Consider the following 19,059-nt stretch of genomic DNA (forward strand, 5'->3'; position numbering starts at 1 on the left):
GATGGTCCTTCGGTGAGCCGGGCGGCCCGGCCGGTGGGGCCGGGCCGCCCGGTGGTCCGGCGTCAGTTCCCGCTGGCCTTCTTGATGTTGTCCATCGCGTGCTGCCAGGCGGCGTCCGGCGCGGTGCCGGTGCGCTCCACCTCGCCGAGGGCGTCGGTGAACGCCTTGCCGATCACGCCGTCCTCGGTGCCGAGCACCTGCGCGGGCATCGCGCCGGCCGACTCGCTGAAGATCTGGCCGATCGGCGCGTTGTTGAAGTACGGGTCCTGCAGGGCCTTGATCTCACCCTGCGCGGCGGTGCTGGAGGGGAACGAGCCCTGCTTGGTGAAGAGCTTGACCTGCTGCTCCTTCGCGGTCAGCCAGCTGATCAGCTCGGCGGCCTCCTTCTGGTGCTTGGAGGTCTTCGGGATCGCCAGGTAGGAGCCGCCCCAGTTGCCGGTCTTGCCGGGGCCGGCCGCGATGTCCCACTTGCCGGCGAACGCGTCGCCCGCCTGGCCCTTGATGTAGCCGATCATCCAGGCCGGGCAGCTCAGGGTGGCGAACTTGCCGGTGGTGAAGGCCTTGTTCCACTCCGGGGTCCACTGCGGCAGCTTGGCGGACAGGCCGTCGGCGACCAGCTTGGCGGAGTCGGCCCAGGCGCTCTTCACCGCCGGGTTGCTGTCGTAGACCGGCTTGCCGGACTCGTCGGCGTAGCGCACCTTCTGCTGGCCGACCTCGGCGGTGAACATGCCGGCCGCGCTGTCCGTCCAGACGTTGCCGGGCTGCGCCTTGGCGACGTACTCCTTGCCCAGCGCCAGGTAGCCCTCCCAGCTGGACCACTTGGCGGCCAGCTCGGTGCGGTCGGTGGGCAGGCCGGCGGCCTTGAAGAGGTCGGTCCGGTAGCAGATCGCCTCCGGGCCGATGTCGGTGCCGGCGGCCAGCACCTTGCCGTCGGCGCTCTTGACGGCGGCGGCCTTCCACGGCACCAGGCCGTCGTTGACGGCGCCGGCGCCGACGGTCTTGAGGTCGACGAACTTGTCGGCCTGCTTCTGCATCACGCTGGCGACCCGCCCGACCTCCAGGCCCTGGATGTCGGCGAGGCCGCCGCCGCCGGCCAGCTTGGTCTGCAGGGCCTGCCAGTACTGGCCCTCGTCCTGGGTGTCGCTCTGCTTGATCGTGACGTTGGGGTGCGTCTTGCTGTACTCGTCGTAGAGGCCGGTCTCCTTGAACCCGAAGGTGCCGAAGAGGTCCACGGTGAGCGTGACCTTGCCGTCGGCGGCGTCGGCGGAGCCGCCTGAGGAGCCCGAGCTGCAGGCGGTGAGGAGAAGCATGGCGGCGAGGGCTGCGGTGCCGAGGGAGGTGGCGGTGCGGCGGGCTCTGAAGGTGGGCATGGAAGCCTCCTGGCTTCGTCCGGTTCATCGGCGCTGGGTGGGGCATCGTGAGAGCGCTCTCGTTTGAGAGCGCTCTCACGCGCTGCTTCAGGAGATTGCCGGGCCGTGCCGCCCGCCGTCAAGGGCTCGAAATCCGACCGTGACCTTGGGCCTGTGACGGAATCGAGAAGCCTGCGCCGGATTTCCTGCGGGTTTCGGGTCGGTCGCGTCCAGGTCATTGACGGTGTCGCGGCCGCCCGCTACCTTCCGGTTTTTGAGAGCGCTCTCACGCTTGACGCTCCATCACCCCACCGTCCCGGCCTCACCCCCACCCCATGAGGTGCCTCCGAATGAAGCCGCTACGCCAGCTCCGCCGGCCCACCGCCGCGGTGGCCGCGCTCACCCTGGCCGCAGCCGCCGCGCTGACCGCCACCGTCGCCACCGGCAGCGCCTCCGCCGCGACCGTCCCGGTCGGCCTCGGCGGATACCGCGACGCCCGCCCGGCCGGCACCGTCGGCCCGAGCAACTCCGACGGCGCGCCCGTGACCCCCAAGGTCACCGCGAGAATGGCCGGAAAGGCCGCCCCCACCAACGACTGGTGGTCCTCGCTGATCTACCAGCGCTACGCCGGCAACCCGTACAGCGAGAACCTCTACGCCAACCCGTACACCTTCAAGGCGGTCGCCTCCGGGCTGGAGGTCGGCTACCCCACCAACCCGACCGTCACCTCCGACGGCCGGCAGTACGACTTCACCCACACCAAGGACCTCACCCTCGGCGTCGCCGGCCTCAACTCGCCCGACACCAAGGTCGACGGCTGGAGCGACTGGACCGTCACCCCCTACTGGGCGGACGGCGCCCACACCTTCAGCGCCACCATCGGCCACGGCCTGCCCTACGTCTACGCCCACGCCACCGGCGGCGCCGCCCAGATCACCGCGGCCTCCGCCCCCGCCGTCTGGTCCAACCAGGGCAACGTGCTCGGCATCACGGTGGCCGGCCACACCTACGCGCTGTTCGCCCCCACCGGCGTGAACTGGAGCGTCAACGGCAGCACCATCAGCGCCAACCTCGGCGCCAAGGACTACTACTCGGTCGCCGTCCTGCCCAGCCAGGCCGACCTCGCCACCTACAGGACCTACGCCTACAGCTTCGTCACCGACACCAAGGTCGGCTGGGACTACCAGCCCGCGGCCGGGACGCTGCGCACCACCTACACCGCCACCACCACCCCGCAGGAGGGCACCCAGACGGGCACCCTGCAGGCGCTCTACCGGCACCAGTGGCTGACCACCACCGACCCGCTGACCGCGCTCACCTACACCTCGCCCGAGGGCCAGATGAAGGTCCGCGAGGGCGCCTCCTTCAGCACCACGCAGACGGTCAACGGCATCCTCCCCTCACTGCCGGACGCCGGCTCCTACGACCGCGCCAAGCTGGGCGGCTACCTGCGCGACGTGGCCAACCTGCCCGACCCGTTCATGGGCTACAGCGACACCTACTGGGTCGGCAAGGCCCTCGGACAGCTCTCCCAGCTCATCCCGATCGCCGACCAGCTCGGTGACACCGCCACCCGGGACAAGCTGATCGGCCTGGTCAAGGGCAAGCTGCAGACCTGGTTCACCGGCACCAACGCCTCCTCCTTCGCGTACGACAACGTGTGGAAGACCCTGATCGGCTACCCGGCCTCCTACGGCACCGACGCCGAACTCAACGACCACCACTTCCACTACGCGTACTTCATCCAGGCCGCCGCCACCGTCGCGCGCTACGACGCCGCCTGGGCCGCCGACTCGGCCTGGGGCGGCATGGTGAAGATCCTCGCCAAGGACGCCGCCAACGCCGACCGCGCCGACGCGCGCTTCCCGCTGCTGCGCAACTTCGACCCGTACGCGGGCCACGGCTGGGCCTCCGGCCACGCCGGATTCGCGGCCGGCAACAACGAGGAGTCCTCCTCGGAGTCGATGAACTTCTCCTCCGCGCTGGTGCTCTACGGCTCGGCGACGGGGGACACCGCGATGCGCGACCTCGGCGTCTACCTCTACACCACCGAGGCCAAGACGATCGAGCAGTACTGGTTCAACGCGGACAAGCAGGTCTTCCCGGCCGCCTTCCAGCACGGCACGGCCGGCATGGTCTGGGGCAGCGGCGCCGCCTACTCCACCTGGTGGACCGCCGCGCCCGGCATGATCCACGGCATCAACGTCCTCCCGGTCACGGGCGGTTCGCTCTACCTCGGCCGCCGCCAGGACGCCGTCAAGGCCAACCTGGCCGAGCTCAAGGCCAACAACGGCGGCCAGTTCACCGACTGGCGCGACCTGCTCTGGGAGTTCGAGGCCCTCGCCGACCCGGCGGCCGCCAAGGCCGACTGGGACGCGGGCAACGCCGGATACACCCCGGAGGAGGGCGAGTCCAAGGCCCACACCTACCACTGGATCTACAACCTCGCCACGCTCGGCACCCTCGACCCGGCCACCACCGCCGACAGCCCGACGGCCGCCGTCTTCGTCAACGGCTCGACCCGGACCCACGTGGCGCACAACTACACCACCGCGGCCCGCACCGTCCGCTTCTCGGACGGCTTCACCCTGACCGTCCCGGCCAGGTCCACCGCCAGCGAGCGCGGCTCCTTCACCGACGGCGGCACCGGCGGGGTCACCCCGAGCCCGTCCGCCTCCCCGACGGCCACCGCCTCGCCGACCGCGACGGCCTCGCCGACGGCCACCGCCAGCCCGACCGCCAGCCCCACCGCCACGGTTCCGGCCACCACCGGCAGCACCTTCTACCTGCAGCCGGCCGGGTCGCTGACCACCACCACCGGCACGGCCGCGACCACCGCGACCATCGCCGCCGGGGGCGGCGCCAACCACGACGGCACGCCGTACCAGCCGCTGGTGTACCAGGTCGCCAACGTCACCGGCACCCTGAAGTCCGGCGCCGCGACCGACTTCGACCTGTTCGTCGACGCGGCCGGCAGCGTCGGCCTGGCGCAGCAGGTCCGGGTCTCCTACGACCTGACCGGCGACGGCAGCTTCGACCGGGTCGAGACCTTCCGCTACTTCGCCAGCGACCCGGTGACCGGCTGGGAGCGCTACTCGGGCGCCACCGCCGGACTCCAGTCCGCCACCGGCACCCTCGGCAACCTCGCCAAGGGCACCGTGCGGGTCGAGGTCTGGCCCGCCCTGGGCAACGCCACCGCCCAGCTCCGGGTCGGCGCGAGCCAGGCCCAGGGGAGCGTGTCGGTCCTGCGGATCCCGTTCGGCTGACGCCGCCGGCCGACTGGTCCGGCCGCAGGGTCAGGCCACCAGGTCAGGCCGTTCAGGGAGGCGGGCCCGGAGTCGACGACTCCGGGCCCGCCTCCGGCGTGTCCGGGCCGGCCGGTGGTGTCCGCGCGTGGCCCGGTCACGGTCGGTGCGGCGGACTCCCTCGGATCCGGCCGGTCCCGCGGCCTCCGGCGGGCGGCCGGCCCGGGCCGGTCAGGCCGAGGCCCGCCGGACCAGCGTGGTCGGGATGATGATCGAGGTCGGGCCGGGCCCGCCCGTGCCGGCCAGCCGGCGGAGCAGGAGGCGGGCCATCAGCCGGCCCATCTCCTCGATGTCCTGGCGGACGGTGGTGAGCGGCGGGTCGGTCCAGGCGGCGATCGACTCGACGTCGTCGAACCCGACCATCGCGACGTCCTCGGGGACCCGGCGGCCGTGCTCCCGGAGCACCCGCAGGGCGCCGGAGGCCATCGCGTCGGAGGCGGCGAAGACGGCGTCCAGGGTGGGGCGGCGGGCCAGCAGCCGGGCCATCGCGCGGCCGCCGCCGTCGGCGGTGAAGTCGCCCTCGGCGATCAGCTCGGGGTCGCCGTCCGGGAGCAGGTCCCGGTAGCCGTCGAGACGGTCGATCGAGGAGGTCTGGTCGAGCGGGCCGGTGATGGTGGCGATCCGGGCGCGGCCGAGCGAACGCAGGTGCTGGACGGCGAGCCGGGCGCCGCCCCGGTTGTCGCTGTCGACGTAGAGCAGATCGCGGTCGGCCTCGGCGCCCGGCCAGCCGGGGCGTCCGCCGATCACGGTGCGCAGGCCGACCCGGCGGGCCATCTCGGGCAGCGGATCGCTGTGGTGCAGGGAGAAGAGCAGGGCGCCGTCGACGTGGCCGCCGGCCAGGTAGCGGCCGACCCGCTCGTAGTCGTGCTGGTCCTCGACGAGCAGCAGCACCATCTGGTTGTCGGCGGCCGACAGCTCGCGGCTGATCCCGCGCAGGTGCTGGGCGAAGAAGGGGTCGGAGAAGAGCCGGCTCTCCGGCTCCGCCACGACGACCGCGACCGCGCCGTTGCGGCGGGTCACCAGGGTGCGGGCGGCGAGGTTGGGGACGTAGCCGAGTTCGTCCACGGCCTGCTGGACCTTGGCCCGCAGGGACTCGCGGACGCCCTCGCCCCCGTTCACCACGCGTGAGGCGGTGGCCCTGGAGACTCCGGCGCGCTCGGCGACGGACTCCAGGGTGGGGCGCGGCAGTGCGCCGACGGGCTGCTGCTCGGTCACCGGTGGGTCCTCTCGCGTTCCACTGTCCTGAGGATCAGGGTATCCGGTGCGGCGGGTTTTTTGAGAGCGCTCCCAATTACTGCCCCGGACCGTCCCGGCACCGGCCCGCCGGGCTGGGACGGCCACGTCCGATTTCCGCCGGTCCCGAGGCCGGCGGTGCCGCAGACTGGACTGCGTGATTGACGACGACATGCGCTACCGGGCCGTGGACAGCCGGGACTCCCGCTTCGACGGGGTCTTCTTCACGGCCGTCACCACGACCGGCATCTACTGCCGGCCGAGCTGCCCGGCCGTGACGCCGAAACGGGTCAACTGCACCTTCTACCCGACCGCCGCCGCCGCCCAGGGCGCCGGGTTCCGGGCCTGCCGGCGCTGCCGCCCGGACTCCGTGCCCGGCTCGCCGGAGTGGAACCACCGGGCCGACCTGGTCGGCCGGGCCATGCGGCTGATCGGCGACGGGGTGGTCGACCGCGACGGCGTCGCCGGCCTCGCCGGCCGGCTCGGGTACAGCTCCCGCCAGCTCCAGCGCCAGCTCACCGCCGAACTCGGCGCCGGCCCGATCGCGCTGGCCCGGGCCCGCCGCGCGCAGACCGCACGGCTGCTGCTCCAGACCACCGACCTGCCGGTGACCGAGGTCGCCTTCGCGTCCGGCTTCGCCTCCGTCCGGCAGTTCAACGACACCGTGCGCGAGGTCTACGACCGCACCCCCAGCGGACTGCGCGAGGAGGTGGCGGCCGGCCGCCGCACCACCGGACCGGCCGGCGGCCTCACCCTGCGGCTGGCCTACCGGGGCGCGCTCGACAGCGACCACCTGATCGACTTCCTGGCGCTGCGGGCCGTCCCCGGCGTGGAGGAGGTCGTCCCCGGCGGGCGCCCCGGCGTCCGCACCTACCGCCGCACGCTCGCGCTCCCGTACGGGCACGGCATCGCCGAGGTGGACGGGCTCGCCACCGCCGACCCCCGGACCAGGGGCTGGCTCGACTGCCGGCTGCGGCTCACCGACCTGCGGGACCTCACCACCGCCGTCCACCGGCTGCGCGCCCTGTTCGACCTGGACGCCGACCCCGACACGGTGGACGAGCAGCTCGGCGAGGACCCCCTGCTCGGCGCCCACGTCCGGGCCCGGCCGGGCCTGCGCTCGCCCGGCCACGTCGACCCGCACGAGCTGGCCGTCCGGGCCGTGCTCGGCCAGCAGGTCACCGCCGTCGCGGCCCGCACCCTGGCGGCCCGGCTGGCCGCGAAGTACGGCGCCGCGCTGCCCGGACCGAGCGGCGGCCTGGACCGCCTCTTCCCCACGGCCGCCGCCCTCGCGGCCGCCGACCCGGCCGACCTCGCCATGCCCGCCGCCCGCAAGCGCGCCCTCACCGGCCTCTGCGCGGCCCTGGCCGAGGGCACCGTCCGGCTGGACGGCGGCGTCGACCGCGAACAGGCCGCCGCCGAACTGCTGGCCCTGCCCGGCATCGGCCCCTGGACGGTCGGCTACCTGCGGATGCGGGCCCTCGCCGACCCCGACGTCTTCCTGCCCGGCGACGCCGGTGTCCGGCACGGCCTGCTGAGGCTCGGCGCCGCCGGCGACCCGAAGAGCGCCGCGACGATCGCCCAGGCCTGGGCCCCCTGGCGCTCCTACGCCGTGCACCGGCTGTGGGCCGCCTCCTCCGGCGAGGGCACCGCCGGTGCCCCGGACGCCGGCACCGACCCGGGGCGGACGGGCGTTACGAGTAACAGGGCCGGAACGGGCGCGCCGGGTGGCGCGGACCGACCGGCGGCCGAGAAAGCGGAGCGTGAGACGGCATGACCACGGTATTCACCATGATGGACAGCCCCCTGGGCCGGCTGCTGCTCAGCGGCGTCCGGGACGGCGACGGCCCGGCGGCCCTGGCCGCGGTGACCGCCCCCGGCCAGAAGGGCGCCCAGGCCGAGCCCGCCGACGACTGGGAGTACGACCCGGACGCGCTGGCCCCCGCCGTCGACCAGCTCACCGCCTACTTCGCGGGCGAGCGGACCACCTTCGACCTGCCGCTGGCCCCGGTCGGCACCGACTTCCGCCAACGGATCTGGAAGGCCCTCGACGACATCCCGTACGGCACCACGATCACGTACGGACAGCTGGCCGCCGCCGCGGGGGAGTCGCCGCGGGCGGTCCGCGCGGTCGGCGGCGCCGTCGGCGCCAACCCGCTGCTGATCATCCGCCCCTGCCACCGGGTGATGGGCGCGAGCGGCGCCCTGACGGGTTTCGCGGCGGGCGTGGAGCGCAAGCGGTGGCTGCTGGACCTGGAGGGCGGGGCGCTGTTCTGAGACTGCCGGGGCACGGGCCCCCACGGCAGCGCCGGGCTTCAGCCGGCTGCCGCGGAGACCCGTGCCAGGCGCGGGCCGCGTCCCGCGGTGCGGTTCGGAGCAGTTCCTTGAACGGGTGACCCGGTCCGGTCCGGGAGATCACCGCAAGCGCACAGGCCCGCGCGGCATCCTCTGCTGCGACGGCGTCCGCCGGATCGGGGTTGCGATCCTCCATCAGGGGGCGTGTCGCTCCAGCGCGGCTGTGTCGTTTCTCAGATCTCACGCGTCCTGCGCCATCACACTGACCTCAAGACCGGCACCGGCCGCCGACGACCCAGCAGCCCGATCGCGGACCTGAGCTCACCACAGGCATCGCCCCAGCGACTGGGCCAACTCGCCTGGTCAGGGTGGACCATCGAAACCGGCTCGACGTTGTCCGCGACACCACCTTCGTAGCCGAGGAAGCATCGCGAGTACCGAAAGGTCAGCGGCTGTCAAGGTCGCCTCAGTAACCCCCGAACCCAATTCTTAGATCACGGTCCGCGCGACACAGCAGCCCCCATTTCAGCAGGATTGAAATAACCCTCAGTTCGGCTTCATCCAGGCCATGGAGATCGATTCGCTCAATCTCTCTCACCATGGAATCAACCGCCTCCGACTTTAGCTTCTGGCTTCGGTAGGGTTCGAGTCCAGCCAGAGTCGGGAGGCGATGAGGTCCAACCCGCTGGATGGCAGAACTCAACTCGCCTTCATCGACATAGCGTTCAAGCATGCCCACCTTGGGCTGCGCGCCAGGAGCTCTTCCTGTACGAGCCTTGGGCTGACCTCGCCTCAATTCGATTATGAACCCCATTTTTACTCCGATCGATTGATTCGCGATGTTCGTCCGCATGTCCGGGCCGGGGCGGCTGACGCCAGTCAGCCGCCCCGGCCCGGGTCGGTAAGCCTTCCTACGGCACTACCTTGCCGGCGATGCGAATGGGATAGGCAGATACCACCCGCCGCCGATGGACTGTGACCTTCAGTGCAGTTGCCTCCTTGCCGTGCCTGTCAACCCCAATCACCCGACCAAAGTCGTGAATGTGAGTATGCCCAGGTCGGCCTTCGGTATTGGCCGCCCGCTTGCCGTTTTTGAGAGTCGTATTGATGAGCTTCCTTGCAGTGGTAACACTGCTGGTACGGAATTTGCTCACCCCGCCCCACCGCCCGATGGGGAAGTGTCGGCTAACGATGTGATGCCAATCTATTCCCGGGACGTGCCCACTGCAGTTGTGGACGACGTAATCGGTGCCCTCACTGCTTACGACACTGAATGTGTGAAGATCTCCTACATTGAGGTTGACGACCATCTGTTCCGGAACATTACCCAGATCGGTAACCGAGGACACTACAGACGTCTGGTGGGAACTGGAGAGGAGCAGGTCGCCCACCTTGATCTGGCCTGCATCCGTCCAACCCTTGCCCACAACCCAGAACGGGTGGTTGAAGGTCGCTGCCACAGCAGTCGCAGACGGGTTGGAACCGACGCCGACCTCAACGAGGTGCCGAGTGCCGTAGCCGGTGATGACGTCAAGAACCGGCTCCAACGCGGTCTCGCCCGTCCCGGGATCGGTGGCCAGCACCTGGTCACCCACCTGCACGGTGCCAATCGAGGCGTATGTCCCGTCTGCCATCAGCACCTGCGTATCGGGGGTGAAGGAGTTCCCAATCGTGCAGGCGGCTGGTGCCGCTGCTCGGAAGACGCTCTTGCCGACCGAGGCGACCTTGCCGACGCGCGATGACGCGCGGACCGTTTTGACGACCGCAGCTGCGGCCTTGACGACTGGTCCGGCGCCTACCAGGGCGGCGGCGACGGTGATGGTCATTTCTGCGGCTTTGGCCCAGTTGCCGGTGGCGGCGTAGGAGACGGCGGAGACGCCGGCTGCGATGGATCCGATCGGTCCGGGGATGTTGGAGGCGATTTCTGCGACGACCGCGACGACGTTGAGGATCTTCTTGAAGGAGAAGCCCCAGTTGCCGTCGAGGTCGGTGCAGTTGACGGGGTCGCCGGTGCAGTAGTCGTAGGGGCTGGCGTTGCCGCCGGGGACGGGGTCGATCTGGAGGAAGCGGCCGAGGGCGGGGCTGTAGAGGCGGGCACCCATGAGGATGTCGCCGTCCTGGGCCTCGGCGGAGCGTTGCTTGCCGCCGAGCCAGCCGTAGCGGACCTGGGCCTGGCCGTCCTGGGGGATGCCGAACTCGTCGAAGTCGAGGACGACGGGGGTGGTGAGGGCGGTGTCGGTGGTGATGACGACCGACCCGAAGAGGTTGGTGAGCTGGAGCTGGATGTCTCCCGTTTTGCTGGTGGTGGCGGCGAGGTCGGCGTCGGGGCCCGAGACGTTGCGGGTCAGGGTGCCCTGGGTGGTGTCCTCGACGGTCCAGCGGACCTCGTCGGAGTCGTCGCCGTAGTGGTTGAGCTTGGAGGTGGCGTTCGCCCAGGTGCCGTCGGCCTGCTTCTTGGCGGTGGTGAACGCGGTCAGGCGGTGGGCGGCGTCGACGGCCCACTGCTGCTGGGTGTCGCCCTTCTCCTGGGCGGCGACGCGGTCGTTGGCCCAGTAGGTGTTGGTGGCGCCGGTCGCGGTCCTGGTGGTGCGCCCGAAGGCGTCGTAGGTGTAGCCGGTGTCGGTGAGCCGGTCGGCGCTGTCGTAGGTGTGGGACTCGGTGACGGGCGCGTCGGTGCTGCAGGTGCCGCCGGCGCCCTGCTGGGAGGTGGACTTGGCGGTGCGGTTGGAGTGGGCGTCGTAGGTGTACTGGCGGGTGACGCAGCCGGCGGCGACGGTCGTCTGCTCGGCCTTGGTGAGGTGTCCGAGGCGGTCGTAGGTGTAGGAGCGGGTGGCCGTGGAGCTGGTGTCCTTGGCGACCGCGCCCTGGGTGGAGACGTCGACCGTCTGCGCCCATACGACCTTGTTGTCGGAGGTGCGGGTGTAGGTGCGGCCGGTGGCTTCGCCGACGGCGTTGGTGGTGTCCTTGCGGACGATGCCGCCGGGGTAGGTCTGTTCGGTGAGCTGGCCGTCCGGGCCGTACTTGGCGGTGAACTCGCCCGCCAGGCTGTCGTTGACGGAGGTGACCATGCCGCGGGGTTCCTTGGCGCGGTCGTAGCCGTAGGTGGTGGACCCGGTGGGGTCGCTGACCTTGACCGGCTTGCCGTAGCTGTCGAACTCCGAGGTGGTGGTGCCGCCGTCGGCGTCGGTGTAGGAGATCAGCCGGCCCAGGGCGTCGATCACGCGGGTGAGGGACTTGCCGCCCGCGGTGGTCTTCACGATGTCGCCGGTGGCGGTGTCGTACTCGGTGGTGACCTTCGGCAGTGCCTGGCCCTCGTCCGAGGTGATCTCGGTGGACAGGATCCGGTCGGCGCCGTCGTAGGTGGTGACGGTCTTGCGGGACTTGCCCGCGTTGGTCTCCGTGGTCTCCTCCGGCTCGCCGAACGGCGAGTAGCGGGTGATCCGCTTGACCGGCAGGGTGGCGGGCATCCGCGACGTGTCCGCGTTCGGGACTCCGCCGCCGAAGGACGTGACACAGGGAAGACCGGCCCACTCCGGGCGGTTGCCGCAGGCGGCGTCGTCGGAGTTGGGCCCGGCGAGGTAGAACACCGACTTGACGGTGGTCGCGTCGGTGCCGGAGGAGCCCGGCCTGCGGGACTCCAGTGCGTGCCCGGAGGCGTCGTAGCGGACGGTGGCCGTCAGGTTGGCGCCGCCCGGGACGGCGTCGGTGGTCACCGAGGTCGCCGTCTTCAGCGTCCACCCCAAGGTGCCGCCGATCGGGGCGTCGTAGCCGGTCCTGGTGACGCGCTGCTCGACGTCGGCGGCGTAGCCGTCGATGCGGGCGCCGTCGGTGCTGGTGGTGACCAGGTGGTAGGCCAGGCCGTTCGGCTTGCCCTCGTCGTAGGTGTTGGTGTTGTGGTCACGGGCGAGCACCGGGGTGCCGGCCGCGAGGGACGGGTTGAGGGTGTTCTTCGTCAGCGTGACGGTGTCGAGCCCGGCGTGGTACCGCTGGCCGCCGGTGGCGGCGTTGGTGTCGGTGACGGTGACCCTGAGCTCGTGGTCGCCGCGGGCGAGGTGGATCGCCTGCCCCACGCTGAACGGCGCCACGGCGCCGGCGGCGTCGTAGGTGTCCATCGGCGAGCCGAGGTTCTGGCCGTCGACGGCCCACTGGATGACGCCGTGGTCGCTGTACTTGGTCAGCTGGCCGCTGAGGACGTAGTCGCCGTCCTCGGGCACGGTGACCCGCATCGAGTCGAAGGCGCCCGCCTGGGTGCCCCGGATGCTCAGCTGGGCGCCGCCCGACCAGGTGAGGCCGCAGCAGTTGTTGTCGATCTGGATCGGCGCGGACGCACCGAGCTGCGGCAGCTTCTCGGCCTCCGTGGTCACGGTGACCGGGGTGCTCTGCCCGGCGACCGGCTCGGAGAGCGTGGCGCGGTAGAGCGGGCCGAGGGTCTCGGTGATGTCGAGGCCGTCGGGGGTGTAGGTGGTGCGGGAGTCGAGCAGCCGGGCCCGGGCGGCGGATTCCGCCGGCAGGTTCAGCTCCGAGGCGAAGCGGGCCGCGTCGGGGTGGGTGCCCAGGGCGATGGAGCGGTTGGTGGCCTGCAGGGTTCGCACGGCGTGGCCGTAGCGGTCGTACTCGGTGGTGTCGATGTCACCCTGGTCGGTCACCGACGGGGTGGCGGTGTTGACCTCGTTGCCGGAGGCGTTGAGGTAGTGGACGGTGGCGGGCTTGAAGCCGTCCTTGCCCGGGGTGGCCGCGCCGGCGGTGTTGGTGCCGGGTTCGTCCTCGGGGCCGAAGACGGCGGTGGCGTCGGTGGGGGCGTCGGTCTGCGCCCACCTGCCCACCTCCGCACCGGACATCTCGTAGGGGCCGCCGGCGCCGCGGGTCAGCGGGACGCTGTAGACGACCTTGGTGCCGATCTCGCCGTTGACCTGGTTCTTGCTGCCCGCGGCGAGGGTCGCGCGGCGGACCTTCAGCAGCCGGCCCGGGTCCAGGTCGGAGCCTGCCGGACCGAAGTCGAAGTCCCAGGGGAGCTCGCCCGCGGCCGCGATCCGGGTGACCCGGCCCGTGCTGTCGTAGGTGTAGGAGGTCTTCAGCGGGGTGGCCAGGCGCGGGTCCCAGACCTGGACGAGCCGCCCGAGGCTGTCGTACGCGTAGTGCGTGACCTCGACGGCCTCCTCCTTGGAGGTGGCCGGGTTCCAGGACCAGACCTTCACCGAGCGGACCCGGTCCAGGAAGTCGCCCGGCACCGTCGCCGTGGCCGTGGTGGCCTTGGCGTAGTCGTACTCCGACACCTCGCAGCCGCGCGGCAGCGGACTGACCGTGCAGTGGTTGACGTCGTCCACGCCCGGCTCGACGGCGGGGATGACCCGCTTGACCAGCGAGCGGCCCTCGGTGGTGTCGTACTGGTAGCGGGTGGTCGAGGCGTCCTCGGGGCCGGTCTCGCTGACCACCTGGTAGATCGACGAGCCGGCCTGGCGGGTGAACAGCGTCGAGCTGCCGTCCAGGCCGGACAGGGTGTAGGTGGTGCCGGCGGTCTGCACGTCCCAGACCTGGTTCGCGCCGCCCCAGCAGGTCCAGATCTTCGCCCCGCCGTAGGCGTCCAGGCACTTGCCCGACTGGCGGTTCATCACCGAACCGTCGGTGCGGATCTCCCACTGCTGGTTCGGGCTGCCCGAACCGCAGCTCCACAGCGTCATGTCCGAGCCGTCGGCCGTGACGCCCCAGGGGTTGTCCAGGCACATGCCCAGGACCTTCAGCGACAGGTCCTCACCACGGCTCCACTGCTGGTTCGCCGCGCCGCTGCACGCCGCACCCTGGAGGTGGGCGCCGTTGAAGGCACTGCCGCCGGGGACCTCCAGGCACTGGCCCGAGGCGTTGACCAGCGCGCCCGAGGTGCCGGGAGCGGCCTTCAGGGTCAGCGACTCTGCGCCGGGCTCGGGGAAGAACGTCCCGTCGGCGCCCTTGGCGAAGGTCAGCACCGAGTCGTCGTTGCCCTTGATCTCGACCAGGTCGGACTGCGGGAACGACAGCGAGCGGTAGTCGGAGCCGGTGCCCGCGTCGGGGCCGCCGGCCCACTGCGGACCGAACGGCGCGACGATCTCCTTCAACGACAGGTCGTCGAAGAACACCTCCTTGCCCGAACCCGCCGCGAAGCCGTTGTAGAGCCGGAACCAGGCCTCGGTGGCGTCCTTCGGCACGGTCAGGTCCAGCGTCAGCTGCTGCCAGCCGTCGGTGAATCCGGCCTTCGCCGAGGGCACCTCGCCGTAGCCGGCCGGGGTCCGGTAGACGCCGACCATCCGCAGGCCGCGGTTGGGCAGGGCGGAGGTGTCCAGTCCCGAGGCGCCCGGTACGTAGATCCAGCCGGTGAGGCGGTAGGTCTTGCCCGCCTGCATGCCCTGGGCGAGGGCGTACTCCGGGCCGAGCGCGGCGTAGGAGTCCCAGCCGCTCGCCGCCGGCTTGACCAGGATCGAGTCGGTGGAGCTGTCGTGCCCGCGCACGGTGGAGCGGGAGATGTCGGCCTGCCCCGCGCCGAAGCCGGTCAGGTCGGTGCCGACCTGGCGCTGGTTGAGCGTCAGACGCTCGCCCTGCGGCTGCCAGCCACGGTCCGTGCCCCGCGAGGAGGACGTCCGGGCCACCGACATGCCGAACTCGTCGGCGTCCGTGACGTCCGTGGAGTAGTCACCGGTGAGCAGGTTCACCGAACCCGGGCCCACCGAGGTGCCCGCCGCGCCGTCGGCGTTGCGGTCCACCGTCATGGTGTTCCACACCGTCGCGTAGCCGGCGCCGGACCCGTCCTCGGGGAACAGCAGCGCGCGCACCTGCACCACGCCGCCGATCTGGCCCAGCGTGTCCAGCACGTTCCAGTTGGCGTGCGGTCCGAGGTCCGCGAGGCGCGGCTTGTCCTCGCCCACCGCCGTGTTGTCGGCCTTGGTCAGGTTGGCACGCGGCACGTTGTACTCGGTCGCGCCCGGACCACGCCGGTACTGGTAGACCACCCGCTTGTACTGCGCCTGCGCGTCCACGGCCAGCTTCACGCGCTTGGCGGCCTGCGTGCCGTTCACCGGCGAGCTGATGCCCGCCTGTCCCACCGAGAACGCGTAGGTCACCGGGTCGGAGAGGTTGCCCGCGCGGTCCTTGGCCTGCACCTTCAGCACCCGGTGACCATCGGTCGCCGGGGTGACGGTGGTGGTCACGGCGGCGGTCGCGGCGACGTCGACGTTGGTGCCGCCGTCCAGCGAGTAGCTGTAGCCGACGAGGTCGTCGGTGCCGGCGGGCGGGGTGAAGGTGAACGCGCCGCCCTGGTTCGCGGCCCCGTGCCACAGGCCGTCCGACGGGTAGTCCGCCGAGGTCACGAACGGTGCACCGGGTTTCACGGTGTCGGCCACCACGTTGGTGCCGGTCCAGCCGGAGCGGGACTTCCCGTCGTCCGTCATCGCCCAGATCGAGTACTGCACGCCCTCGTCGAGCCTGGCGAGACCGTAGTCCGTCGGACGGACCTGCGCCACCATGCCGTTGGGGACGTCCCGCACCACGGTCTTGATGAACGTGCCGCCACGCCACAGGTCCAGGTAGACCTTGAGCTGGTCACCGTCGGGGTCGACCGCCGGGGCGCTGAAGACCGGGTTGCCGTCCCGGGTGTAGCGCGGGTTGCCCTGCTGGGCCGAACTCACCTCCACCGAGGCGGGAGTGGGCGGCACGGTGTTGTACGTGACGGACAGGTACGGCGGCGCGGCACCCTCGGAGGAGTAGAAGCGCTTCCAGCCGTTGCTGTTCGACTCGTTGTCGGCCTTGATGCCCAGGGCGTTGACGGCCCTGCCGCTGCCGGCCCACTCGCCGACCAGCCCGGTGATGTCGGCCGAGACCCACCCGCTGCCGTCACTGTTGGTGCACTGGTGGTTGTCCGCGTCGGTGTCACGGGTGTCCGTGGTCCAGGCCCGCTCGTTGCCCCAGTACGGCTGGGAGCCCCAGCGCGTTCCGGTGCCCGCGTAGTCGGTGTCGTGCACCTCCCACTCCGTGGCCGTGCAGGAGAAGGAGTGGTAGTTGTACAGGTTCAGGCTCGCACCCAGGATCTGCTTCCCGGCGTACGGGCCGGTCGGGAAGTGCAGGAACGAGCGGGCCACCGTGGTGCCACCGTCGTAGGTGCCGAGCTTGAGGTCGGTCGACGACGACTGGTCGGTGGTCACGCCCTTCTGCACGAAGGTGTCGAACGACGCGCCCAGCTCCACCGTCGGGTCGACGGTCACCGGGAACTGCGTGCCCGCGTCCGCCAGGAACGCCGCGTCCGGGGTGAACACCAGCTCGGTGTCCGCTCCCTGGCCGCGCAGCTCCATCGTCACCGGCGCCCGGTGCAGGTGCTCCTGGGAGGCCTCGTCGAGCGCGGCGTCCCACATCACCGGGGCGGGGATGTTGACGGCCGCCTTGCCCGCGGCGTCCAGCAGCTGGATCGAACCGTCCGGCTGTGGTGCGACGGTCATCCCGGTGGTGTCGAGCGGCAGCGTCAGCGTCCCGGCCTGGGAGACCGCGGAGCGGTCCTTGACGACCAGGAACTGCTCGAAACCGGTACGGGTGGCCTGCAGGACCAGGTCCACGCCCGGGCGGGCGTCGACATAGGTGGCCTTGCTCCCCTCCAGCTTCGGCCTGGGCAGCTTGCCCAGCCAGCCGAACTTCACCTCCTGCCCGGCCGATCCGACCTTCACCAGCTCACGCTCCACCGGAGCGGCCGGCTCGGCGGCGGGAGAGGAAGGAGCCGCGGCCCGGGCGGCGCCGCGCGAGGCGCGGGAGGCCTCCGCAGGGGCGGCCGGGCTCGTGGCGCTCGGCGCGCCCGAGGAGCCGGCGGCCGAGGGGCTCGCGGACGTGGGGGTGGCGGACGTGGGCGCGGAGGCCGGCGTGCCGCTCGGCGTCGCGCCGGGTACGGCGGCCGGCGCGGAGGTGCCTGCGGTGGGCGAGGACGGTACCGGGCTCGCGGTGGCCGGTACCGGGATGGGGACGGCCGCGGTGCCGGGAAGCTTGTCGCCGACCGTGACCCCGGCGTCCCCGCCGCCGAAGACCAGACCCTCCGGGTGCGCCTTCGGGGCGACGTTCCCGTCCGGGGTCTGCACGAGCGTGGTGTCCACCGGGACCCACGCCTCGCCGACCTTCATCCGCACCGGGCCGGTCGCCTGGATCTGGGTCAGGGTCCCGTCCGGGTTCGCCCACAGGGTGAGGGTGGGTGTGCGGGCACCGGTCACCTCGACCTTGTGCCCCTGCAGTCGCGCCGACAGCAGCGCGGACGCCTCGTCCGGCGCCTCCACCGAGGAGGCCGGTGCAGCGGCCGGCGCGGCGGCGGCGGTGGGCGCGGTCAGTGCGTCCACCACCACGCCGGCCTGAACCAGTAGACCCAGTGTCAGGAGTGCGGACAGTGGCCGCACCCTGGGTATGGAGAAAGCCCCACCCGCGAACGCGGACGAGGCCGAAGACCGTCTGGACATCGAGCTTCTTTCAAGAGGCCAAAAAATAAGGGCCCGTGCAGGCCCGAGTGACAATCTTTCATCCCAGGTCTCTCACAGGGTTGTCACAGGATCGCAAATCAATAACAAAGCATGTGCTTTTCTGTCACATTGCTGACGGATCATCAATATGGGTGTAGATGTGATGAAAGGGGCGTAGATGATCTTCCGGGGCGTTGCGGCCCGAGGTGTGCGAGGTCGTCATGGGCGACGCGCCGGATCCTTGAGTGTCGCCCCGGCCCGATTCCGGGGCCCCGGTACGCGACGGACGCCGGCCGTCCGGTGGAAGCGTTCCGGCTAGGTGGATTCCGGGGAATCCACAAGCTCTCTGTTGGGCCTGTTCGTCCGGAATCGTGCTGGCGGCCTTTGCCGAGGGCGGTGCCGAGGATTCCCGCCGTACCGACGCCTGCCGGCGGGCGGCGCCACGTCGGGGGGCTTTCCGGCCGGCCCTATCGGCCGGTGAGGACCTCCGCCAGGTGGTCCGCGAACGCGGTGAGCCGGTCGCGTCGAGGGCCGCTGCGGGCGATCCGGAATCCGCGCCGGCGGCCGGAGAACGCGGCCTGGACGGCGTGCAGTTGGGCCCAGCGGCGGACGCGTTCGCGGTCGAGTCCGGCGGCTTCGGAGAAGACGTCCAGGATGCGGTGGGCGGCGGTGCGCAGGTCGTCCGCGTCGAGGAGGGCGGGTGCGCTCGACCTGAGCGGGACGCCCCCGTCGTAGGCCGGGTCCCCCGCGTACCCCTGGGGGTCGACGGCCGGCCAGGGCTCGCGGTCGGCCCGCAGGATGTTCCGGGCGTGCAGGTCGCCGTGGACGAGCAGGTCCGGCTGCCGGTGGCCCGGTTCGCGGACGGTGGCCACGGCGGCGTCCACCACCTGCTGCGGCAGGGTGTGCGCCAAGTCCATGGAATCCCTGCGGAGTTGATCATCCCAGGCGCCGGTCTGCTCCTGCAGCCGGGGCAGCCCGGGCGGTGCGGGGACGGCCAGCCGGCGGCAGACGCGCCCCGCCACGCTCGCCACCTGATCGTGCTCCTCGACCGCCGCCAGGGTCGAGGTCCGCACCCGTTCGAGCAGCATCGCGAAGCGTGGGTCGTCGCGCTCGTGCAGCAGGACGGCGCCGCGTCCGCCCCAGGCGGCCAGCGCGTCCGGTTCGTGGACGTTGCCGGGATGCGGGAAGGACACCTTCAGCACGGCGTCCCCTGCGGAGCGTCGTCGGACCGGGACGACCAGCCCGACGCCCCCGTGACCGGCCTCGCCGTCCGGCACGCACTCCCAGTGCTCCGTCGGTTCGGCCACGATCCCGGGCGGTCCGGCGAGCCAGGCCGCTCCGGGGGCTCCCTCGCGTTCGACGGTGCCGCGCGCGAAGGCCGCCGGGATCCCGTTCAGCCGGGCAACCCGTCCGTCGGCCCGGCGCGGC

General features: G+C 71.6%; 7 protein-coding genes. 3 read left to right on the top strand and 4 right to left on the bottom strand.

Annotated features, from left to right (window positions below):
- Positions 1 to 62: 62 nt before the first annotated feature.
- A complete protein-coding gene (locus IE329_RS03510; RefSeq protein WP_190209268.1) occupies positions 63 to 1,370 on the bottom strand; it encodes an ABC transporter substrate-binding protein in 1,308 nt (435 codons plus the stop codon).
- A 329-nt stretch (positions 1,371 to 1,699) separates the two neighbouring features.
- Here IE329_RS03510 and IE329_RS03515 point away from each other — a divergent pair, with 329 nt between their 5' ends.
- Entirely contained in the window at positions 1,700 to 4,615 is a 2,916-nt protein-coding gene (locus IE329_RS03515) for a glycosyl hydrolase (protein ID WP_190209269.1), read from the top strand.
- Between the two features lie 210 nt (positions 4,616 to 4,825).
- On the opposite strand, the gene IE329_RS03520 is transcribed toward IE329_RS03515, so the two are convergent.
- Positions 4,826 to 5,869, bottom strand: coding sequence for a LacI family DNA-binding transcriptional regulator (locus tag IE329_RS03520; protein ID WP_190209270.1), 1,044 nt, complete (start codon positions 5,867 to 5,869; stop codon positions 4,826 to 4,828).
- A gap of 175 nt (positions 5,870 to 6,044) precedes the next feature.
- Between IE329_RS03520 and IE329_RS03525 the strand changes: the two genes are divergently transcribed.
- Positions 6,045 to 7,664 carry a DNA-3-methyladenine glycosylase 2 family protein gene (locus tag IE329_RS03525; protein WP_190209271.1) on the top strand — a complete coding sequence of 540 codons (1,620 nt, stop codon included), beginning with the start codon at positions 6,045 to 6,047 and terminating at the stop codon, positions 7,662 to 7,664.
- Positions 7,661 to 8,164 (top strand): methylated-DNA--[protein]-cysteine S-methyltransferase, encoded by a 504-nt coding sequence (locus IE329_RS03530; protein ID WP_190209272.1) that lies wholly within the window; start codon positions 7,661 to 7,663, stop codon positions 8,162 to 8,164. Before IE329_RS03525 ends, IE329_RS03530 begins: the two co-directional genes overlap by 4 nt.
- 929 nt (positions 8,165 to 9,093) lie before the next feature.
- On the opposite strand, the gene IE329_RS03535 is transcribed toward IE329_RS03530, so the two are convergent.
- Positions 9,094 to 17,520: a DNRLRE domain-containing protein gene (locus IE329_RS03535; RefSeq protein ID WP_190209273.1), complete on the bottom strand. Its 8,427-nt coding sequence runs from the start codon at positions 17,518 to 17,520 to the stop codon at positions 9,094 to 9,096.
- A gap of 578 nt (positions 17,521 to 18,098) precedes the next feature.
- Positions 18,099 to 19,028: an aminoglycoside phosphotransferase family protein gene (locus IE329_RS03540; RefSeq protein ID WP_190209359.1), complete on the bottom strand. Its 930-nt coding sequence runs from the start codon at positions 19,026 to 19,028 to the stop codon at positions 18,099 to 18,101.
- Positions 19,029 to 19,059 lie beyond the last annotated feature (31 nt).

Origin of the sequence: Kitasatospora indigofera, assembly GCF_014655955.1 — a bacterium.
In the GTDB taxonomy this organism is placed as follows: domain Bacteria; phylum Actinomycetota; class Actinomycetes; order Streptomycetales; family Streptomycetaceae; genus Kitasatospora; species Kitasatospora indigofera.